At 40.6% G+C, this 17,913-nt stretch carries 17 protein-coding genes and 1 riboswitch; of the genes, 5 read left to right on the top strand and 12 right to left on the bottom strand.

Going from position 1 to position 17,913, the window contains the following annotated elements:
- Nucleotides 1-111 precede the first annotated feature (111 nt).
- The 3 genes from ACSR9O_RS12705 to ACSR9O_RS12695 all read right to left on the bottom strand — a co-directional run bounded on the left by ACSR9O_RS12705 (nucleotide 112) and on the right by ACSR9O_RS12695 (nucleotide 1,538).
- A complete protein-coding gene (locus ACSR9O_RS12705) occupies nucleotides 112-645 on the bottom strand; it encodes a YhcN/YlaJ family sporulation lipoprotein (protein ID WP_101223676.1) in 534 nt (177 codons plus the stop codon).
- A gap of 54 nt (nucleotides 646-699) precedes the next feature.
- Nucleotides 700-1,020 carry a quaternary ammonium compound efflux SMR transporter SugE gene (gene sugE, locus ACSR9O_RS12700; RefSeq protein ID WP_101223677.1) on the bottom strand — a complete coding sequence of 107 codons (321 nt, stop codon included), beginning with the start codon at nucleotides 1,018-1,020 and terminating at the stop codon, nucleotides 700-702.
- 49 nt (nucleotides 1,021-1,069) lie between these two features.
- Nucleotides 1,070-1,168: riboswitch (guanidine-I (ykkC/yxkD leader) on the bottom strand.
- Nucleotides 1,169-1,208: 40 nt separating this feature from the next.
- Entirely contained in the window at nucleotides 1,209-1,538 is a 330-nt protein-coding gene (locus ACSR9O_RS12695; RefSeq protein WP_101223678.1) for a DUF948 domain-containing protein, read from the bottom strand.
- 118 nt (nucleotides 1,539-1,656) lie between these two features.
- Between ACSR9O_RS12695 and ACSR9O_RS12690 the strand changes: the two genes are divergently transcribed.
- Nucleotides 1,657-1,836: a hypothetical protein gene (locus tag ACSR9O_RS12690; RefSeq protein WP_101223679.1), complete on the top strand. Its 180-nt coding sequence runs from the start codon at nucleotides 1,657-1,659 to the stop codon at nucleotides 1,834-1,836.
- Between the two features lie 377 nt (nucleotides 1,837-2,213).
- A complete protein-coding gene (locus ACSR9O_RS12685; protein ID WP_101223680.1) occupies nucleotides 2,214-2,834 on the top strand; it encodes an RraA family protein in 621 nt (206 codons plus the stop codon).
- Between the two features lie 55 nt (nucleotides 2,835-2,889).
- On the opposite strand, the gene ltaS is transcribed toward ACSR9O_RS12685, so the two are convergent.
- The 5 genes from ltaS to ACSR9O_RS12660 form a co-directional block, all read right to left on the bottom strand.
- Complete coding sequence (gene ltaS / locus ACSR9O_RS12680; protein WP_101223681.1) at nucleotides 2,890-4,857, bottom strand: lipoteichoic acid synthase; 1,968 nt, start codon at nucleotides 4,855-4,857, stop codon at nucleotides 2,890-2,892.
- Nucleotides 4,858-5,955: 1,098 nt separating this feature from the next.
- Nucleotides 5,956-6,900 carry a siderophore ABC transporter substrate-binding protein gene (locus tag ACSR9O_RS12675; protein WP_202190612.1) on the bottom strand — a complete coding sequence of 315 codons (945 nt, stop codon included), beginning with the start codon at nucleotides 6,898-6,900 and terminating at the stop codon, nucleotides 5,956-5,958.
- A 212-nt stretch (nucleotides 6,901-7,112) separates the two neighbouring features.
- Nucleotides 7,113-7,871, bottom strand: a complete 759-nt coding sequence (locus ACSR9O_RS12670) for an iron ABC transporter ATP-binding protein (RefSeq protein WP_101223682.1) — start codon at nucleotides 7,869-7,871, stop codon at nucleotides 7,113-7,115.
- Nucleotides 7,865-8,812 carry an iron chelate uptake ABC transporter family permease subunit gene (locus ACSR9O_RS12665; RefSeq protein WP_101223683.1) on the bottom strand — a complete coding sequence of 316 codons (948 nt, stop codon included), beginning with the start codon at nucleotides 8,810-8,812 and terminating at the stop codon, nucleotides 7,865-7,867. The genes ACSR9O_RS12670 and ACSR9O_RS12665 overlap by 7 nt, the downstream gene beginning before the upstream one ends.
- On the bottom strand, nucleotides 8,805-9,755 hold the full coding sequence (locus tag ACSR9O_RS12660; protein ID WP_230176181.1) for an ABC transporter permease: 951 nt from the start codon (nucleotides 9,753-9,755) through the stop codon (nucleotides 8,805-8,807). The genes ACSR9O_RS12665 and ACSR9O_RS12660 overlap by 8 nt, the downstream gene beginning before the upstream one ends.
- A 250-nt stretch (nucleotides 9,756-10,005) precedes the next feature.
- Between ACSR9O_RS12660 and ACSR9O_RS12655 the strand changes: the two genes are divergently transcribed.
- The 3 genes from ACSR9O_RS12655 (at nucleotide 10,006) to shc (ending at nucleotide 14,274) form a co-directional block, all read left to right on the top strand.
- Entirely contained in the window at nucleotides 10,006-10,368 is a 363-nt protein-coding gene (locus tag ACSR9O_RS12655; RefSeq protein WP_101223685.1) for a DUF1450 domain-containing protein, read from the top strand.
- 218 nt (nucleotides 10,369-10,586) lie between these two features.
- Complete coding sequence (locus tag ACSR9O_RS12650) at nucleotides 10,587-12,236, top strand: M14 family metallopeptidase (protein ID WP_230176180.1); 1,650 nt, start codon at nucleotides 10,587-10,589, stop codon at nucleotides 12,234-12,236.
- 142 nt (nucleotides 12,237-12,378) lie between these two features.
- The gene (shc, locus tag ACSR9O_RS12645) at nucleotides 12,379-14,274 is read left to right on the top strand and encodes a squalene--hopene cyclase (protein WP_230176179.1); all 1,896 of its coding nucleotides are present in this window, start codon (nucleotides 12,379-12,381) and stop codon (nucleotides 14,272-14,274) included.
- 225 nt (nucleotides 14,275-14,499) lie between these two features.
- Here shc and ACSR9O_RS12640 read toward each other — a convergent pair whose 3' ends face one another.
- The 4 genes from ACSR9O_RS12640 to ACSR9O_RS12625 form a co-directional block, all read right to left on the bottom strand.
- Nucleotides 14,500-14,982 (bottom strand): tetratricopeptide repeat protein, encoded by a 483-nt coding sequence (locus ACSR9O_RS12640; protein WP_202190603.1) that lies wholly within the window; start codon nucleotides 14,980-14,982, stop codon nucleotides 14,500-14,502.
- Between the two features lie 265 nt (nucleotides 14,983-15,247).
- Nucleotides 15,248-15,796 (bottom strand): PepSY domain-containing protein, encoded by a 549-nt coding sequence (locus ACSR9O_RS12635; protein ID WP_230176178.1) that lies wholly within the window; start codon nucleotides 15,794-15,796, stop codon nucleotides 15,248-15,250.
- A gap of 65 nt (nucleotides 15,797-15,861) precedes the next feature.
- Nucleotides 15,862-17,217: a sensor histidine kinase gene (locus tag ACSR9O_RS12630; RefSeq protein ID WP_101223689.1), complete on the bottom strand. Its 1,356-nt coding sequence runs from the start codon at nucleotides 17,215-17,217 to the stop codon at nucleotides 15,862-15,864.
- Complete coding sequence (locus ACSR9O_RS12625) at nucleotides 17,214-17,909, bottom strand: response regulator transcription factor (RefSeq protein ID WP_101223998.1); 696 nt, start codon at nucleotides 17,907-17,909, stop codon at nucleotides 17,214-17,216. Before ACSR9O_RS12625 ends, ACSR9O_RS12630 begins: the two co-directional genes overlap by 4 nt.
- Nucleotides 17,910-17,913: the final 4 nt, after the last annotated feature.

The raw sequence follows: 17,913 nt of genomic DNA, 5'->3' as shown, positions 1-17,913 counted from the left end.
GATTATTGTAACCACCCTATTTAAAGTTAGTCATGATCCACCGATATCCTTAAAATAGGAAAAGACCTATCCGGAATCCACCGGATAAGTCTTTAATTCAATAATAACCAATTACCTTTGACTTGGAAAAATCCGTGTTACAAGTTCACGGAACTCTTCAGCGAATCCTGCAACGGGTTTTCCATTCTCGATATCATTCGCATACCCTTCCATTCTTTGAACAAAATCCGGGTTTGCCGACACATAAACTTGGTCTACTGATGGATCGGCTCCCCTTACTGTATCAGCAACCCTTTCTTTAAGGTCATTCGAGATATCCTTATCCCCGCCATCTTTTAATACTGCCCCTACATAAGCATTATTTTCAGTCACGATGACACTCGCATTACTTACTTCCTTCATGGCTTCAACTCGATTTGAGATATCATCGGAGACTCTCATACCGTTAATACCATTATTATTATTAGCATTATTTTCATCATTAACATTTTGCCTTGTGTCGCTTACATTCATCGGATTATCTAAATTATCCTGATGGGAACGATTCAGGCCAAGATTTTCACTGGCTCCTTCGTTATCATTAGTCGCACAACCTGTAATCACTAAAGCCATCATCGCACTTGATACTATCGCTTTATAATTCATATTCTTCACTCCTCAAAAATCATTTAACATTACTATTTGCGAGGAGTGGATAGATTATTCAGAAGAAGTGACCTTCAAGCCGATTATTCCCACCAAAATGAAACCGACGAATACCAAACGCATCGCATCCTTAGGCTCGTTAAATACGATGATGCCTACCAGAACAGCTCCAAGAGCCCCTATCCCTGTCCAAATTGCATACGCTGTCCCCATAGGCAGCGTTTTTATAGCCGATGACAAAAAGTAAAAACTAATAACCATGCCAGCAATCGTAATGATAGAAGGTAATAATTTCGTAAAACCCTCGGTATACTTTAAACTTGTCGCCCATACCACTTCAAATAATCCTGCAATCACCAATTGAACCCATGCCATCTATTTTCCCTCCAATTACAAAAAAAAGCCCGAAAGGTCATAAATCATAACCTCCCGGGCTTTTTTCCCTCCGTGTACGCAGGTTTCTGCGCGTTTCTCTTGGACCATTCCGGTAAAATTCAGCCGAGGAACCCTAGAAACTTATTATTTCCATACTATATCATGTACATTTCAAATCGGTCAAACACTTATGCATCGCTTCTGTTTCTAAGCTTCCACTTGTCACCTTTAATTGAAAACCAAATATTTTTAAAGGGTTCAGGTATTTCTTTAGCCGCCTCAACCGTATATTGCACGGCCTCTTTTTTATATTGGACATCTTCAGTGATTTCTTGCTGGGTCATGGCGAGTTGGTCCGTCTCCGATTTAATCTGGTCCGTTTTGGCCTGGATGCGTGTAACGGTTTCAGTCACATTTTCAATTGTGGGTTTGGAATCCTTAAATGTTTTAAAAGCAAAAAACGCTAAATAGATAATCGCTCCGATAAAGAGGGCAAGACTAATATATACAATGACCACCTAGATTCCTCCTTTTATTTTACCTTTACTATACCCGTAATAATTGAGCAGAAAACGAATCCCTATGTATTTTCTTTTATGCCTGGTCATATTATTGAAAGAAAAAGGAGGAATGAAAATGAATCAAATGCCTCTGCTTAAAGCCTGTTTTAAAGCTGGAATCCACTTTATCAGACATATGACCATACAGCAGGCTGCCACTATTGCAGGAATCATTTTTTTAATCATTCATCCAGAAATTTTCAGTCCCCTTTGGCTTACACTGGCAACATCCGTCTTGATTCTGCTCCTGCTTTGAAGATTGTAATTAGCCTCCCGCACACTGGTTGAGTTATGGATTTCTTCGCTGACACCCACATCAGGAAAACACCGAGGGTATGCGCAACATTCAGAAGTACATACGGAACCAAGCAGGCAACAGGCCGGCGCGTTGGATTTCACCCTTACTGCTAAGTGATTTCAATTCCTTCATAACGATGATCTAAAAAGTTTAATCAAACGATTGATTAAAAAGGAATTTGACTTGAACCCCCTTGCGACAGAAGAACTTCCCTCCCCCTTCATAAATTGTTTACACTACATTTGCCATTTTATCAAACGGAAAGTTATTAGAAAATTACAGGATTTGTGTATAATTAGGCTATATTCATTAACTCTTAAGGAGGAATCATAGTCATGGATACTCTTATTCAACAGTTCAGGAATTTGCCCACCACGGCGATTTCTGATGCAATGGACGGGTTGAGCAATCTGGAATCGGCGATTAAACCCTTAAAGGAAGAGTTTCGTCTGGCCGGACGAGCTTTGACCGTACAGATGCCCGTCGGTGATAATTCAGCCGTGTTAAAAGCAATTGGTGAAGCAAAGCCTGGGGATATAATTGTCGTTGACAGCAAGGGTGATACATACCGGGCTATAGCAGGAGACTTTGTCGTCGGCATGATGGAGACCATGGAAGTTGGCGGTCTCGTTATCGATGGAGTCATTCGCGATCTTGAAGCGATTAAAGAATTGAATTTCCCTGTTTTCAGCAAAGGGACGACGGTTGCCTCAAGCGGCAAGGCAGGTGTAGGCCAAACAAATATCACCATTTCCTGTGGAGGTGTCACGGTACTTCCAGGTGACATCATCATAGGTGACATGGATGGAGTCGTGGTCGTGCCACAAGCAAAGGGTGAAGAAATTCTGAATAAAGCGAAGGATAAAATCATGAAGGATGAACAGCGTGCTGAAAAATATGCAGGGAAGCCTGATGAAATTAGAAAGTATATTGCCATGATGACCAATAAAGAATGACACATATAAAAAACAGGCAGGAAGCGATGGCTTCCTGCCTGTTTTTTCATTAGCCTTATTTATCGGTCTTATCTTCCTTAGAAGCCTCTTCATCATATGTGTAATCATAATCAGCAGGGTCTATCGGTTTAAAACCATTTGGAGTGTAGAAACGGAGTAAGTCGCCATTCACTACTTGGTCGGATAAATTGAGCATCGTTTCAGCTCTCTTTTTATAATTGAGGATATCATCATTTTCCTCGACCAATTCTCCTGTTTTAGTATCGTAGTATTTCCCTTTAATGGAAGTGACATCCGGTGTTACAAAATCACCATTCCTGAAAGGAACTACTTCATTATGATCTTTTGACAATAAATCTGAACCGAATTGTACATAATCTTTAGATTCAATTCCTAACAGATGCAATAAAGTCGGGAGAAGGTCAATCTGTCCTCCGTATTGGTGCATTTCCCCGCCTTCAACACCTGGAACATGAATCAATAAAGGTACACGTTGCAATTGGGCATTCTCAAATGCGCCAACATCCTTGCCAAGCACTTTTGACATGGCTTCTTTATGGTTTTCGGAAATACCATAGTGATCACCATACATAACGATTACCGAATTATCATATAGACCGGATTCCTTCAGATAATCGAAAAACTCTTTAAGCGCCTCATCGGCATAGCGTGCAGTTTGGAAGTAACTATCAACGGAAGCATCGCCTGTCGTATGCTTACCGATCGTTGCTTTTTCCTGGTCCATCGAATATGGGAAATGATGAGACACCGTTATGAATTTTGTATAGAAAGGTTGTTTAAGCGTTTCTAACATTGGAATCGATTCCTTAAAGAAAGGCTTATCCATTAATCCATAACTTAGTACTTCCTCTTTATTTTCCATATTATAATGGTTAGCATCAAAGAACTGGTTAAAACCAAGAGACTTATACATATTATCCCGGTTCCAGAAAGATTTGTAATTACCATGGAACACAGCAGATGTGTATCCTTGTTGTCCTAAAATAGCTGGTGCCGCTTGATACGTATTTTGGGAACGGTTTGTGAATGCTGCCCCCTGTGGTAACCCGAACAGGGAATTTTCAAGCATGAATTCAGCATCCGCCGTTTTACCTTGGCCTACTTGATGGAAGAAATTATCAAAGTGCATGAAATCTGACTTATCTGCTGCAAGTGAGTTCAAAAATGGAGTTACTTCTTCCCCATTCAACTTATAATCAATCAGGAAATTCTGCATTGATTCCAAATGCAGGTAGATGACATTCTTACCTTTGGCTGCACCAAAATACTCAGGGTTCGGTTCAGCGCTTGTTGCTTTCGTATAGTTGACGACTTCTGCGATATCCGTGCTGTTAGCAGTCGCACGCTGAGCGTATGTTTTAGTGTTCTGAACGGCATCATAAACCGTATAGTTGAACATGCCCAAATATTTGACGATATAGTTTCGGTCGAATGTTCTTGATAATAATTGCGGGCGATCCTTTTCAGCAAGTCCTAAATTGATCGCGAAAATTGCAAGTCCCGCTAGGTAAACCATTCCGACTGTACGGCGCTTGACTTTGAAGTCTTCCACTTTAAAGTCTTTGAATCTGTACAATACGATCAAAAGAACCGTATCAAGGAAATAAAATACATCATGACCTTTAAATAATTCTAAAATACTCGGTCCTAAATCCCCGGCATTTTGTACTTGCGTCAGGGTTGGCAATGTAATGAAATCGGTAAATGACCGGTAGTATACAATATTGAAGAATAACCATAGGGACATCAATAGATTCAACCTGATGATCCATTTAAACGATTTTTTGCCTCTAGCCAATAGTGCCAAGCCAAAGAATAATATGGCTGAACTAATCGGGTTTATGAACAGCAAGAACTGTTGCAGTCCATTCTCAAGACCTAAGTTAAATTCAATTCGATATCCAATATAAGTTTTTATCCAAAACAAGACTACCGCAATAAAGAAAAAGCCTAGTATGTTATCTGCAAATAAATGCCGGCTTTTTTTAAGAAAATTATTCATGCTTTCACCTCTATTAATCTAGTGGTTTATTTATATAAATTTTTACAAACTTACAAAAGACGGAAAAACGGAAACCTTATAATAGCATTCTTTCACTTGGATAGTCAAGATTGTGAAAACCACCTTTTGTCACATCCATAACTCTAAATCCAGAACACTTCTTTAGCTTATGAACAAGCCTTTGAAAAAATACAGAGGTTCGCCCGTCTCGAATGTTCAGCGCACCTATAACAAATATATAGGAACTCCATGTCTTAATCCAATAAATATTACCGTAACTTTTTGGGGTGACTGCGGATGACAGTCACTGTTTTAGTTTCACGTCCTTGAACCTTTTCCATTATAAACGACTCTTTATAAAAAAACCAGTACATTACAAAATATGTAAGGATATAAATCTTCAATTATTGAAAAATACCTGTAATTCCGAGGATTCCTTTCCCGATAATTCGACAGTTGAAACTGGATTGCCGAATACATGGATGGCATCTCTCCTCCGCACTTTTGTTACCCCATTCAAAACCCAAGCGTGCAAAAGTTTGACTCATTCATAATTGCATCCTGCCGCTCCAAAATCCCATAAAATAACAAATGGATTTCGTGTAATATCGACATCATTCCCTCCGGCTTCTTTATTAGCTTTTTTCAAAAATATTTCCTGAAAATCCTGATCATATTAGTTTTATATTTTTACTTTCAGGATAATTTTTATCATCCATAAAAGATTTGATTTACCAAAATTAACTTAAATTACAATTTATAAAACTCCTCTTGGAAACGGAAAGCTTCAAGTATCCATGGATTTGACATTATAATAGGAAGAAACTGAATTTTTTCATATCGGCTGTAGGGTCACATTCCTTCGATTTCAGCCTATATAAGCTATAAAAAGCAACTGGTGTGAATATACCTTGTCCTTTTCCCATTTCTCCTTAATTTGGTCGTGGGGGACCTTATAAGCTTACCTGTGTTTCTCAACTTTATATGTGAATTCTTTTGTCCCCTTTGTTAGTATATTGGTTTCATCGAGCTTTATTATAAAAAAAAAAAAAATCCTGCCCTCGATCGAGGACAGGATTTTCTTTAATCATATTTATATTACTTAATGCCTTCTGAAACTTCTTTAACCATAGCGTTAACAGATTCTAAACCGCCGCCTGATAAGTACCAGTAGTTAGGGTCTAGATAAATGATGTTACCTTCTTTAAATGCCTTTGTATTTTTTACTATGTCATTTTCAATCGTTTCTTTCGCTGCAGCACCATCACCGGCAACAGCATCTCTATCTACAACGAATAGGTAGTCAGGATTCTTTTCAGCAATATATTCGAAAGAAATACTTTGACCGTGTGTCGATACTTCCAATTTATCATCTACTGCAGGTACTCCGAATACATCATGGATGATTCCAAATCTTGAATCCGGTCCGTAAGCACTTACTTTTCCGCCGCTAGAAAGAACGATTAAACCAGTTTTGTCAGTTGGAGCTTTTTCTTTCAAAGCATTAATGTTTTCTTCAACACTTGCCAATTCTTTAGCTGCTTCGTCTTTTTTATCGAAGATTTTACCTAAAAGTGTTACGTTTTCTTCAAAGGATTCCATATACTTTGTTGTATCTACACCAACAAAAACAGTAGGGGCAATTTTGCTTAATTCCTCATATGCTTCAGATTGACGGCCAGAAATTAGGATTAAGTCAGGAGCAATTTCGTTGATTTTTTCGAAGTCAGGCTCTTTTAACCCACCGGCATTTTCAGTTGTACCTTCATATTTAGAAAGGTATTCTGGAAGGCCATCATGAGGAACAGCTGCTACTTCCACACCCAATTTATCAAGAGTATCAAGAGTACCCATATCGAATACAACGACTTTTTCAGGGTTTGTTTTTACTTTCGTTTCTCCTAGTTGGTGCTTAACTGTAATTTCTTCGCTTTTAGCATTTTCTTTTTTCGCGCTTGATTCTTCTTTTTCCTTATCTGATCCACAAGCTACAGCCACTACAGCCAGCATTGCAACCAAAAGCAGTAAAGATAATTTCTTAATCATTATGGTCACCTCGAAAAGTATTTTTTTATTTAAAATTACATATTGAATCCTCACCTTCACAGAGTTTACCTTCATCACTTTCCCTGCCATATGAACAGGAGGCGGCTAAAGTCCTGGGCGCCCGCCAACTCTTAACAGCCTAATGTGCGTTTGAGATATTCTGGGACGGCTACGAATACTGAAGTAATTTAAAACCAAATGGAATTGTCTTACGTGAAGTACACACAGATCTTATTGTCATTGATGCTTTGGATTTCAATATCCATATCATAGATTTCCTTTAATACATTGGAATTGATGACTTGTTCGGTAGGTCCATTATGAACAACCTTGCCATCCTTCAATGCGACAATATAGTCGGAATAACAGGATGCAAAATTAATATCATGAATGACGATGATGACCGTTTTGCCTAATTCATCGGCCAATCTTCTCAATACCTTCATGATTTGGACGGAATGCTTCATATCAAGATTGTTCAGGGGTTCATCAAGAAGTACATACTCCGTGTTCTGAGCAATAACCATGGCAATGAAGGCCCGCTGTTGCTGCCCGCCGCTAAGCTGGTCAAGAAACTTATCCTGCATGTCAGCGAGTTCCATATATTCAATCGCTTCATCGACGTATCTCCAATCCTCTTTAGTCAGTTTGCCTTGTGAATAAGGAAAACGGCCAAAGGCGACGAGTTCACGAATCGTTAAACGGATATTGATATGGTTAGCCTGCTTTAAGATGGCAATCTTTTTCGCAAGTTCATTGCTATTGAATTTCCCCATATCCTTACCCTCGATCAGGACTTCTCCTGAATCCCGGGTAATGAGACGGCTGATCATCGAAAGGACGGTACTTTTCCCCGCTCCATTGGGACCGATGAAGGATGTGATTTTCCCTTTCTTTATTTCAATGGAAACATCCTCGACAACCGTTTTATTATTATATTTTTTGAATAAATTTTTCACTTCTACCATGATTTATTCTCCTTTAATAGAAGATAGATGAAATAGACGCCGCCGACAAAATTAATGATGACACTCAATGTGGTTGAGAACGTAAAGATCCTCTCTACGATGAATTGGCCGCCGACCAAGGCAATCACACTGATCAGCATTGCACCCGGGATGATATGTTTATGCTGATAGGACTTAATGAATTGATAAGCCACATTTGCAACAAGCAATCCGAGGAACGTGATCGGACCGATCAGGGCAGTCGAAATGGAGATTAAAACCGTAACGACGATTAAAACCCGCTTCGTGACAAAATCATAATCCACACCCAAGTTTATGGCTTGGTCCCTCCCTAGGGACATGACATCTAAATACTTCAAGAATCTCATGAAATATATCATTGCCGCTATCATGAGGATAATAGCTAACGTTAATAGGTCCGTGTTGACATTATTGAAGCTGGCGAACATTTTATTTTGAATGATTTGAAATTCATTCGGATCAATCAATACCTGCATGAATGAAGACATGCTGCCGAATAAGGTTCCGAAGATGATACCGATCAGCAATAGGAAGTAAATATTGCGGTTTTTCTTGAACATGAACTTGAACAGCAGGCTTGCAAAAATAAGCATGGCCGCAAGTGTAATCAGGAAATTGAGATTTTTATTCATGATCATGATATGCGTTGAACCGAAGATGAAAATGACTCCCGTTTGGATCAGCATATACATGGAGTCCAACCCTAAAATGCTTGGTGTCAGGATTTTATTATTCGTGACCGTTTGGAAAATCACTGTTGAAAAAGCTATTGCACAGCCTACCACGATGATGGCGATGATTTTTATGACCCTTCTCGGCAGAGCATAATCCCAATTCGGGCCAAGGTCCCAAAAGATATAACCTGCCGTTAAAGCAGCTGCAAGAACAGCCAATATAATGATTCTACTTTTATTATTCATATGCCTTTCTCCTCATTATCAGATAGATAAATACGGCGCTTCCTATCACACCAACCACGAGTCCGATCGGGATTTCAAATGGATATATGAGGATCCTGCCCAGAATATCGCAGATCAATAGGAAAACTGCCCCTAGCAATGCTGTATGAGAAAGACTCTTTTTCAAATTGTCACCAAGGTAAAGGGATACAATATTTGGTACGATCAACCCTATGAAAGGAATCGTTCCCACCGTTAACAAAACGACAGTGGAGGATAATGCCACGATGATCAACCCAAAATTGACTATAAGCTTATAATTGAGTCCTAGATTGATAGCAAACTCCTCACCCATCCCTGCCACAGTGAATTTATTGGCAAAGAAGTATGCGAGAATGACGAGAGGGATACTTAGATATATAAGTTCGTACCTTCCCGACATGATCATCGAGAAATCCCCATTCATCCATGTGTTGAGGCTTTGAATCAAATCATATTTATAGGCAAAGAAAGTCGAGATGGATCCGATGATATTACCAAACATCAAACCAACCAATGGAATGAAAATCGTATCCTTATATTTCACTTGATCAAGAATTTTCATGAACAAGAATGTACCTGCCAAAGCGAATATGAAAGCGAATGCCATTTTCTCAATAAGTGCTGCCGATGGAAAAATGATAATGGCAAGAAGAAGTCCCAGCCTTGCAGAGTCCATGGTACCGGCAGTCGTTGGGGATACAAATTTATTGCGGCTCAATTGCTGCATGATCAGACCGCTTATACTCATCACAATACCGGCAATGATTATGGTCACCATTCTGGGGAAACGGCTTTGCAGCATGATTTGCACTTTATCATCACTTAGATCCAATAAATCCAGGGGGGTAATATCTTTTACACCAATGAATAATGACGTAAATGATAAAACAATTAACGCCATGAATAAATATCTTATCTTCATCTACATTTCCTACTCTTCCTATCTCACTTAATACAGCGATAATATTTTTAATTAAATATATTTGAATACAGACTATCGCAAAGTCAACTAATGAAATCGCGATTATGAAGTTGCAATAGTTACAAGGTTCTTCCATTCGTGATAATGAGATTCATTATCATTATCAGTCATTCTTATTCTATCATCTCTCAGATATGTGTCAATATATACAAGTGAATTAGTTTGATATTCTCCGGATAGTCAGATTGTAATGAATTTGGATGAACCAATCATGCATTTCGTTACAGGAAATGATAAAATCAAAATAACAAATATTTACTCTTCCAATGAAAGAAGCGATATGATGAAAAACTTGTTATCCAAAGTGTTCTCAAAAAAGGCGAAAATCCAAATTGAATTTTGCCAAAATAATCTTGACCGCTTCCTTAATGAACAAACTGTTGCCGATTATGGTAAGTTCTTAGAGAATCCAAGGATTCAATATAAGGAATATGAATGTTTAAGTGAGTGTAAACTTTGTAAGAATACCCCCTATGCGAAAGTGAATGGCCAGATAATGAGTGGCGAAGATTCACAGGATCTTTTAAATAAGTTACAAGATCAATTGAAATGATACGGGCCAAGCAAATTGCTTGATCGTGTCATTTTTACTTCCCACCTGTAATTATACAGAATACAGGTGATGAACATCTATTAAAAGGCATTGCGAATTGTGCTATGGAATCATTAATCTAGTCGTTACTTCCTGTTTTTCACTATTTCAAACGTTTTCACTGTATAAACAGCTTGAAATATGATAATTTATGGAAAAAGATAGACAGGAGGACGTCCATGAAAAAAATCATTCCTACCATCGTATCAGTCGTAACACTAGGCCTTGTCACTGGATTGCCTGGCCCTATAGCCAAGGCGGAAGAATTCACCCCTTATTATGGAAATGGTCCAAGCTACATTCAACCAGATAACCTCTCCCACCTTTTCCCTGACCCTAATGTTTCTTTCAAGACCCCTGCCTTTAAACAAAACAAGATCGCCTTTACGAGCCAGGAAGAATTGTTGGATTCCATCAGGTCCCTCTCCCATAAAAACAAAAACATCCAGGTCAAGACGATAGGTAAATCCACAGAAGGACGCGACATCCCGATGCTTCTTTTCAGCAAGGATTCAAAAAGGCAGATTAAGAATTCCCATAAACCATTGATTTGGATTCAAGGTCAAATCCATGGCAATGAACCCGCCTCAGGTGAATCTACATTAGTCCTTGCACAATGGCTGGCTGAAGGCAAGCTTGGTGATGTCCTCGATAAAGTGAATGTTGCCATCGTTCCACGAGTCAATCCTGATGGCTCTTATTATTTCAAACGATATACCGCAAATGACATGGATGCGAATAGGGACTACTTAAAAGTGGAGTATCCTGAAGTGCAGACGATTCATCAGTCAATCGATGATTATGAACCTGAAGTCATTCTGGATGTACATGAATATACAGTGAATCCTGCCCCCCTGAAAAAGGTGGGAGCAAATGGATCGATCGCTTCCTATGATTTACTCATCTCCTCAGCCAAGAATTTAAATATTCCCGCACAGCTTCGAAAAGCTTCCGATGAACTGCTTTTGCCTAATGTTTTTAAAACTTTGGAAAAAGAAAAGCTTTCCTATCACGATTACTATACACTGGCCACTTCTGATGATGGAGTCCTTACCGCCACAGAAGGAAGCACAGAAGCCCGGATTGGCCGAAACGCCCTCGGTTTGAAAAATACAATGACCTATTTAATTGAAACAAGGGGGATCAATATCGGCCGTACGGATTTTAAACGACGTGTTTTTGCACAAGCTACAGCACAGGCAGCATTCATCAAAACGGCAGCCGAACAGGCCAGTAAGGTTAAAAAAGCCGTTAGTCAGGCAGAAACTGAAGTCGTGCGAAAAGGGCGAAAAGCAAATGATAACGATAAAATTGTCATCACCAGCGAAAATAAATTGATTAAGGATCAAAAATTGACAGTAGTCGATTTAGCGAAAGCTAAAATGGTCGATGCCTCCATCGATTGGCTGGATTCTACCGATGCCTACCCTACCCTTGTCAGAGATCGTCCGACAGCTTATATCCTTCCACCAGAATATAAAAATATCGCCCAGAAACTTCAGATATTGGGAGTGGAAGTGAAAAAATTAAAAAAACCTATGAAAGTAGCTGTTGAAAGCTATAGGGTCAAGGATTTAAAAGTTTCCGCTGAACTGGAAAGCGGACATTCCACAAGGGAAGTAACGACCACGGTTACTTCAAAAACCCGGGATTTCCCAAAAGGAAGCTATGTTTTCGACATGGCCCAGCCTGATGCCAACTTCATCTCCCTTGCCCTCGAACCTGAAGGCATGGACAGCTATGTGACATTCAATTTCATCCCGGCTGACAAGGGAAAAGAATTGCCGATTTACCGCTATATGCAGCCATCTTCCTTACCCGTTAAATGATGCATAGTATCTAAATGACGCTTTGGCAGCTTTCATTGCCAAAGCGTTTTTTAGTTTCCCCCCTCCTTTGATTTCTTGAATGCAACGACAAGTTTTGAATATACATATTAACGGAAAATGTGTTTTTAGAGGAGGAAAGTCATTGAACCAACATGTACAATTGGAAATCAACCGCCTTGTTCATCGCTTGAAACAAGACCAATCCGCTGATGGTTCGTGGAATTATCCCTTCGACACCGGGATAACGGCAGATGCCTATATGATCATATTATTGAAAATTTTAGATATGGAAGACACTCCTCTTATAGAGGCTTTAGTAAAAAGAATCGAAAGCAGGCAAACGGAAAACGGTTCATGGAAACTTTTCCAAGACGAGAAGGACGGCAATGTTACGGTTACGATCGAGGCCTACTATGGCCTTCTTTTTAGCGGACTCCGCAATAAGAATCATCCCCATATGAGAAAAGCCAAACAATTCATTCTTTCCAAGGGCGGCATCAAACAGGCCAAAATGTTAACGAAAATGATGCTTACCGTCACCGGACAATATCAATGGCCCCGCCTATTCCCCATTCCTCTCGAAGTGGTCTTACTGCCTCCGACCTTTTTCGTCAGCATTTATGATCTTTCCGTATATGGGCGGGTCAACATGATTCCATTGCTATTGCTTGGCCATAAAAGGTTTCAAATCAAGACCCCTGACACGCCAAATCTAAAAGATTTATTTCAAACAAGGGAGGACCGATCAGAAGAGCGTATGTGGGAAGAGTATCGTACCGAAGAATATCGTTCCTTTTTCTCTAAACTTCAAACAGGCGTTAAAACCTTGATTGGTTATCCGGATTATTTGCATTCCTTAGCATTGGATTCAACGAAAAGGTTCATGCTCGACAGGCTGGAACCAGACGGGACACTGTACAATTATTTCGGTTCTACCTTTTTCATGATCTTTGCCCTCCTTTCCATTGGATATTCGAAAAGAGATCCAGTGATTCTAAAGGCCATGGCCGGTCTGAAGGGGATGGCCTGCTCCATTGAGGGACACACACATATCCAGTTCACTACGCCCCATGTTTGGAATACCTCCTTAATAAACTACGCCCTTCAAGAAGCGGGCATACCTTCCAAAGACAAAGCGGTCATGTCCGCTAATCAGTACTTACTGTCACGCCAGCATTATATGTATGGAGATTGGCTGATCCATAATCCTAACGCGATTCCAGGCGGCTGGGGGTTCTCGGATTTAAATACCATGAATCCGGATGTCGATGATACGACCGCCTCACTGCGGGCGCTGGCTAAGCAACTTAAAGCAAAACCGGATAATCGGGACAGCTGGCAGCGCGGTGTCTCCTTCACGATATCCATGCAAAATGATGATGGCGGATTTCCAGCCTTCGAGCGGAATAACGACCATAAATGGCTGCAGCTTCTTCCTATTGAGGGTTCGAAATATCTCCTGACTGACCCTTCTACCGCTGATCTGACAGGAAGGACGCTGGAATTCCTGGGGAACTATACAAATATGAAAAAGTCGGAAGAAGTCAGTAAAAGAGCGGTGGATTGGCTATTGGAAGACCAGAAGCGTGATGGCTCCTGGTATGGGCGCTGGGGCATCTGCTATCTATATGGCACTTGGTCTGCACTGACCGGCATGAAGGCAGCAGGGCAAGCCACTGGACATCCATCCATCCAAAAAGCCCTAACTTGGTTGAAGAAAATTCAAAATGAAGATGGCGGCTGGGGTGAATCTTGTTACAGTGATATCAAGCAACGATATATCCCCCTCGGAACTAGCACACTGACACATACAGCCTGGGCTGTGGATGCGTTGATATCGGCATCAGAAAAGCCGACAGCAGAGATTGAAAAAGGCATTGCCTATCTCATCCGTGCAGGTCAACAAGAAAGCTGGACCAATGATTATCCTGCAGGCCAGGGAATGGCAGATTTTTTGTATATCCATTATCATAGCTATCGCTATATTTATCCCCTTTTAGCCTTAAGTCATTACAATAAAAAATTCCTGGAGACTTAATCGCCAGTGTTTTTTTCATATTAAAGGTGAATATGTGGATTACCTGTGGAAAAGTAGTGAATAACACCGGAAAGTTATCCACAATCCGAGGTTATCCACATTCATTTATACGTAAAAGTGCAAAATGCAAGAAATTCCCCGTCATATTGTTGATTAATTCATTTCAGCGATGTAAGGATGACTTTGTTTATACAGGCTTTGTGGATAGTTTGGGGATGATCACGATTATGTGAAAACTTTATCCAGTTTATCACTATAAAATTTTATGGCCTTAGCATAAGATTGTATTTCTCGATCCCTCGACGTTTCGGCAATGATCTTCAATAGAGATTCCATCGCAAGATCATGTTGGCCCAAATTATAAAATGCCATGGCCCTGAATACCAATAAAGCCTTATCCCCAGGAAACTTCGCCAGCCCGGATTCCAATGTCCGTCTTGATTTTTCATATTCCCCTATGGTGCGATATGTACTGCCCAACCCGAGGTAGGCCCCTTTGGCATCCTCCTCCGGCAAACCTAATTCGAGTGCCTCTTCATAATAGGGCACCGCCTTTACCTCAAGTCCGAGAATATCCAAACTCCAGGCACACTGATACTGTATGACTGCATCACCGGGATTTTGCTTTGCCAGACCCATCAATAATCGATTGGATTTTTCGAATTCTTTCCTTTTCCTTAATGACAGTGCCTCTTCCAAATTTCCCATAATCAATCCTCCATTGAATAAATTCTTATTGCCTCTATTCGCGTTTCTTCTTTTTAATTCCTTTATAACCGCAGATGTTTTCAGAGTATCATCAGCTACATGTTGGTTCTCCCACCCATAGGCCTCTTCATCGAAAGGAAGTTTCTACTTCCTTCCGCCTAATTTCGCTTGAGATTCATAATCGCAATTAAAAAAAGGATCTGCCACTTGGCAAATCCTTTCATACAATTCAGTTCAAGAGCATTCATATATCAAATATTGCTGATTAATCATCCAATTGGTTTTTCAATACTTTACCTGTGGTTGCATCCACCACAACATCATATTCCTTTTGTCCTTGTTTTATTTCCAGCTCGTACACAAGGGTGCCATTCTCTGAATCAAGCTCCATATCCGTTACTTGACCATCCACCGCTTTCAAGGCAATCTTTTCAGCTTGATCACTGCTGACTTTTGCAGTTTCCACGGCTTGTTGTGTGCTCATATCCTCATCGTCATCGTCTTCCATCTCCTGAGAAAGAATCTCTCCCTTTTCAGCATCAACATCAACGTCTTGATAGCCTTCTTTTGTTTTAACGGTCATCTCATATGTCATCGGCTGGTCCCAATCCTTTTCAAATTGAGTAACTTCCCCGCCTAGTTTTTCTGAAATCATTTTGACAGCCTCATCCTCGGATAGGTTCCCCTTATTGACTGCATATACTGCCGTTCCAGCAGCACCGCCGAAAAGCAATACGGAAGCTATGGACACCGTCATGATTACCTTTTTCCTTTGAATGATGCCTTCTTTAATCGTACTCCACTGTTTTTTCATGAATGAATTCCTCCTTTAAGTTGTTACCTTAATAATAAGCACCCTTCATGAAACGAACATGAGCGTTAGATTAGAATTTGATGAGAAAGAGTAAGAGTCACCAACGTTCCCTCTCCCACCTCACTTTGAATCTCCAATTTACCGTCGAATGACTCTACAAGCGTCCGGGCGATGGAAAGCCCAAGTCCATTGCCTCCCGTTTTCCTTGCCCTCGATGAATCAACGCGATAAAAACGGTCAAATACATGGGGGAGATGTTCTGGTGATATCCCTCCACCGTGATCTTTCACACCGATGACAATTTCATTATCCTGCCGTTTTATCATGATTTGTATACTTGATTGACTGTATTTCATTGCATTGTCCAATAGGATGACAATCACCTGTTCAAGCTTACTGGAAATGGTCATTGCATAGATTTCCTTAAACTCTGACTCTATCGTTATTTCACGATTTCCCGTCCTTCTGAATGTTTGGGCAATCCCTTCACAAAATGAAATGAGTTCTATTTTCCCTTCCACATCTTCTGAAGGTTCCGTTTGGGAAGCTGACTGCAAAAGATGTTCCGTCAGTTTTTTCATCCGGATGGCTTCATGATGGATTGCCTCCACTGCCTCTTCCTGAATCGCTTCATCCTTCATGCCCCAGCGTTTCAATAGAGAGGAGTAGCTTTCGATGACCGTAATCGGTGTTTTCAATTCATGTGAAGCATCTGAAAGGAATTGCTGCTGTTGGTTATAATTCCTTTCCAGCCTTTCCATCATCCTGTTGAATGCCGCCCCCATCACCTGCAGCTCGTCCTTTGATTGATCCGATAGCGGTATCCGTTTGAATTCCCCGCTTTTCTCAATATCCTTCATCGTTCCGCTCATGACCGATATCGGTTTGAGGATCAGGTTGGCCAGCCACTTACCGGCAAGAATCGATAACAGAATGACAAAAAAGGATGCACCGCCCAAAACGAGGGCAAGCGTCGATAAATTATCAAGGAGGGTATCCTGCGGCTGTGTGACCTCGATCATCCCCAGCTTCTTCCCCTCATCAGGATAAGGAAAACGGTAGGTCAATACATATTCACCGTCAACTTTGGCAAAATCATATCCTTTCTCGTCAATGGCTTTAACCGCAAGCCCCTTAAGGTCCTCTTCATCCGTAAATGATTTTACCAGCCTTCCATCCGTGTCGAATATCCGCACCATTCCATCGTCCGGGATATATGGCTCCATTAAATCGGAATCACCGGAAATCAAATCTTTCGTCAGGATATTTTCTTCTATTAATGAAGCTTGATCTTCAAGCAGATCCCGTTCCCTCTCTAACGATATCCAAAGGAAGGCGATTAAAACGATGATACTCAACAAGATAAGCATGACACTTAAAAAAAGACTGGAATACGATTGGATTTTCGTCCGAATCTTCATACTGGCTCCTTCAAGCTGTAACCTACCCCGCGGTATGTATGGATGAGCTGCACCTCAAAGGGATAATCTATCTTTTTGCGTAAATAACGGATATACACATCAACCACATTCGTATCCCCTGCAAAGTCATATCCCCATACATGGGTCAGGATTTGCTCCCTTGAAAGTACTTGATTTTTATTTTGCAAAAGATAAACCAGCAAATCGAACTCGCGGGAAGTCAACTCAATCCTATTGCCTTGCCTGTGAATGTCCCTTGTACCGAGGTTCAACTTCAGATCATGGATTTTTAGTTCATCCACTTCCACTTCTGATTGGCTCTCCCGTACATTGGTACGAAAACAAGCACGGATCCGTGCAAGCAGCTCTTCAATTTCAAACGGTTTCGTTACATAATCATTCGCACCATGGTCCAGGCCATTCACCTTGTCTGGCACAGCATCCCTTGCGGTTAGGAGGATGACCGGTGTCGATCCATTCTTTTTCCGGTAACGCCTAAGTACTTCTATGCCATTCAACTCGGGCAGCATCACATCCAATAAGATTAAATCCCACTCTTCTGCTTCTGCCCTTTCCAGACCAGCCTTTCCGGTAAAAGCCGATTCTGTTTGATAACCCTCATGATTAAGTTCCAGCTGGAGAATCCTCGCTATTTTTTCTTCATCCTCTATTATTAAAATTCTCTTATTCATGATC

Source organism: Peribacillus sp. B65 (assembly GCF_058513295.1).
This window is presented reverse-complemented; position numbering and strand designations above follow the sequence as displayed.

Coding starts and splice junctions, on each gene's coding strand:
- sugE (WP_101223677.1), bottom strand. CDS start 1,020: ATGGCATGGGTTCAATTGGTGATTGCAGGATTATTTGAAGTGGTATGG.
- ACSR9O_RS12640 (WP_202190603.1), bottom strand. CDS start 14,982: ATGGGAAATTTGGAAGAGGCACTGTCATTAAGGAAAAGGAAAGAATTC.
- ACSR9O_RS12665 (WP_101223683.1), bottom strand. CDS start 8,812: ATGAATAATAAAAGTAGAATCATTATATTGGCTGTTCTTGCAGCTGCT.
- ACSR9O_RS12685 (WP_101223680.1), top strand. CDS start 2,214: ATGGATACTCTTATTCAACAGTTCAGGAATTTGCCCACCACGGCGATT.
- ACSR9O_RS12635 (WP_230176178.1), bottom strand. CDS start 15,796: ATGAAAAAACAGTGGAGTACGATTAAAGAAGGCATCATTCAAAGGAAA.
- ACSR9O_RS12690 (WP_101223679.1), top strand. CDS start 1,657: ATGAATCAAATGCCTCTGCTTAAAGCCTGTTTTAAAGCTGGAATCCAC.
- ACSR9O_RS12625 (WP_101223998.1), bottom strand. CDS start 17,909: ATGAATAAGAGAATTTTAATAATAGAGGATGAAGAAAAAATAGCGAGG.
- ltaS (WP_101223681.1), bottom strand. CDS start 4,857: ATGAATAATTTTCTTAAAAAAAGCCGGCATTTATTTGCAGATAACATA.
- ACSR9O_RS12630 (WP_101223689.1), bottom strand. CDS start 17,217: ATGAAGATTCGGACGAAAATCCAATCGTATTCCAGTCTTTTTTTAAGT.
- ACSR9O_RS12655 (WP_101223685.1), top strand. CDS start 10,006: ATGAATTTGGATGAACCAATCATGCATTTCGTTACAGGAAATGATAAA.
- ACSR9O_RS12650 (WP_230176180.1), top strand. CDS start 10,587: ATGAAAAAAATCATTCCTACCATCGTATCAGTCGTAACACTAGGCCTT.
- ACSR9O_RS12670 (WP_101223682.1), bottom strand. CDS start 7,871: ATGGTAGAAGTGAAAAATTTATTCAAAAAATATAATAATAAAACGGTT.
- ACSR9O_RS12705 (WP_101223676.1), bottom strand. CDS start 645: ATGAATTATAAAGCGATAGTATCAAGTGCGATGATGGCTTTAGTGATT.
- ACSR9O_RS12660 (WP_230176181.1), bottom strand. CDS start 9,755: ATGAAGATAAGATATTTATTCATGGCGTTAATTGTTTTATCATTTACG.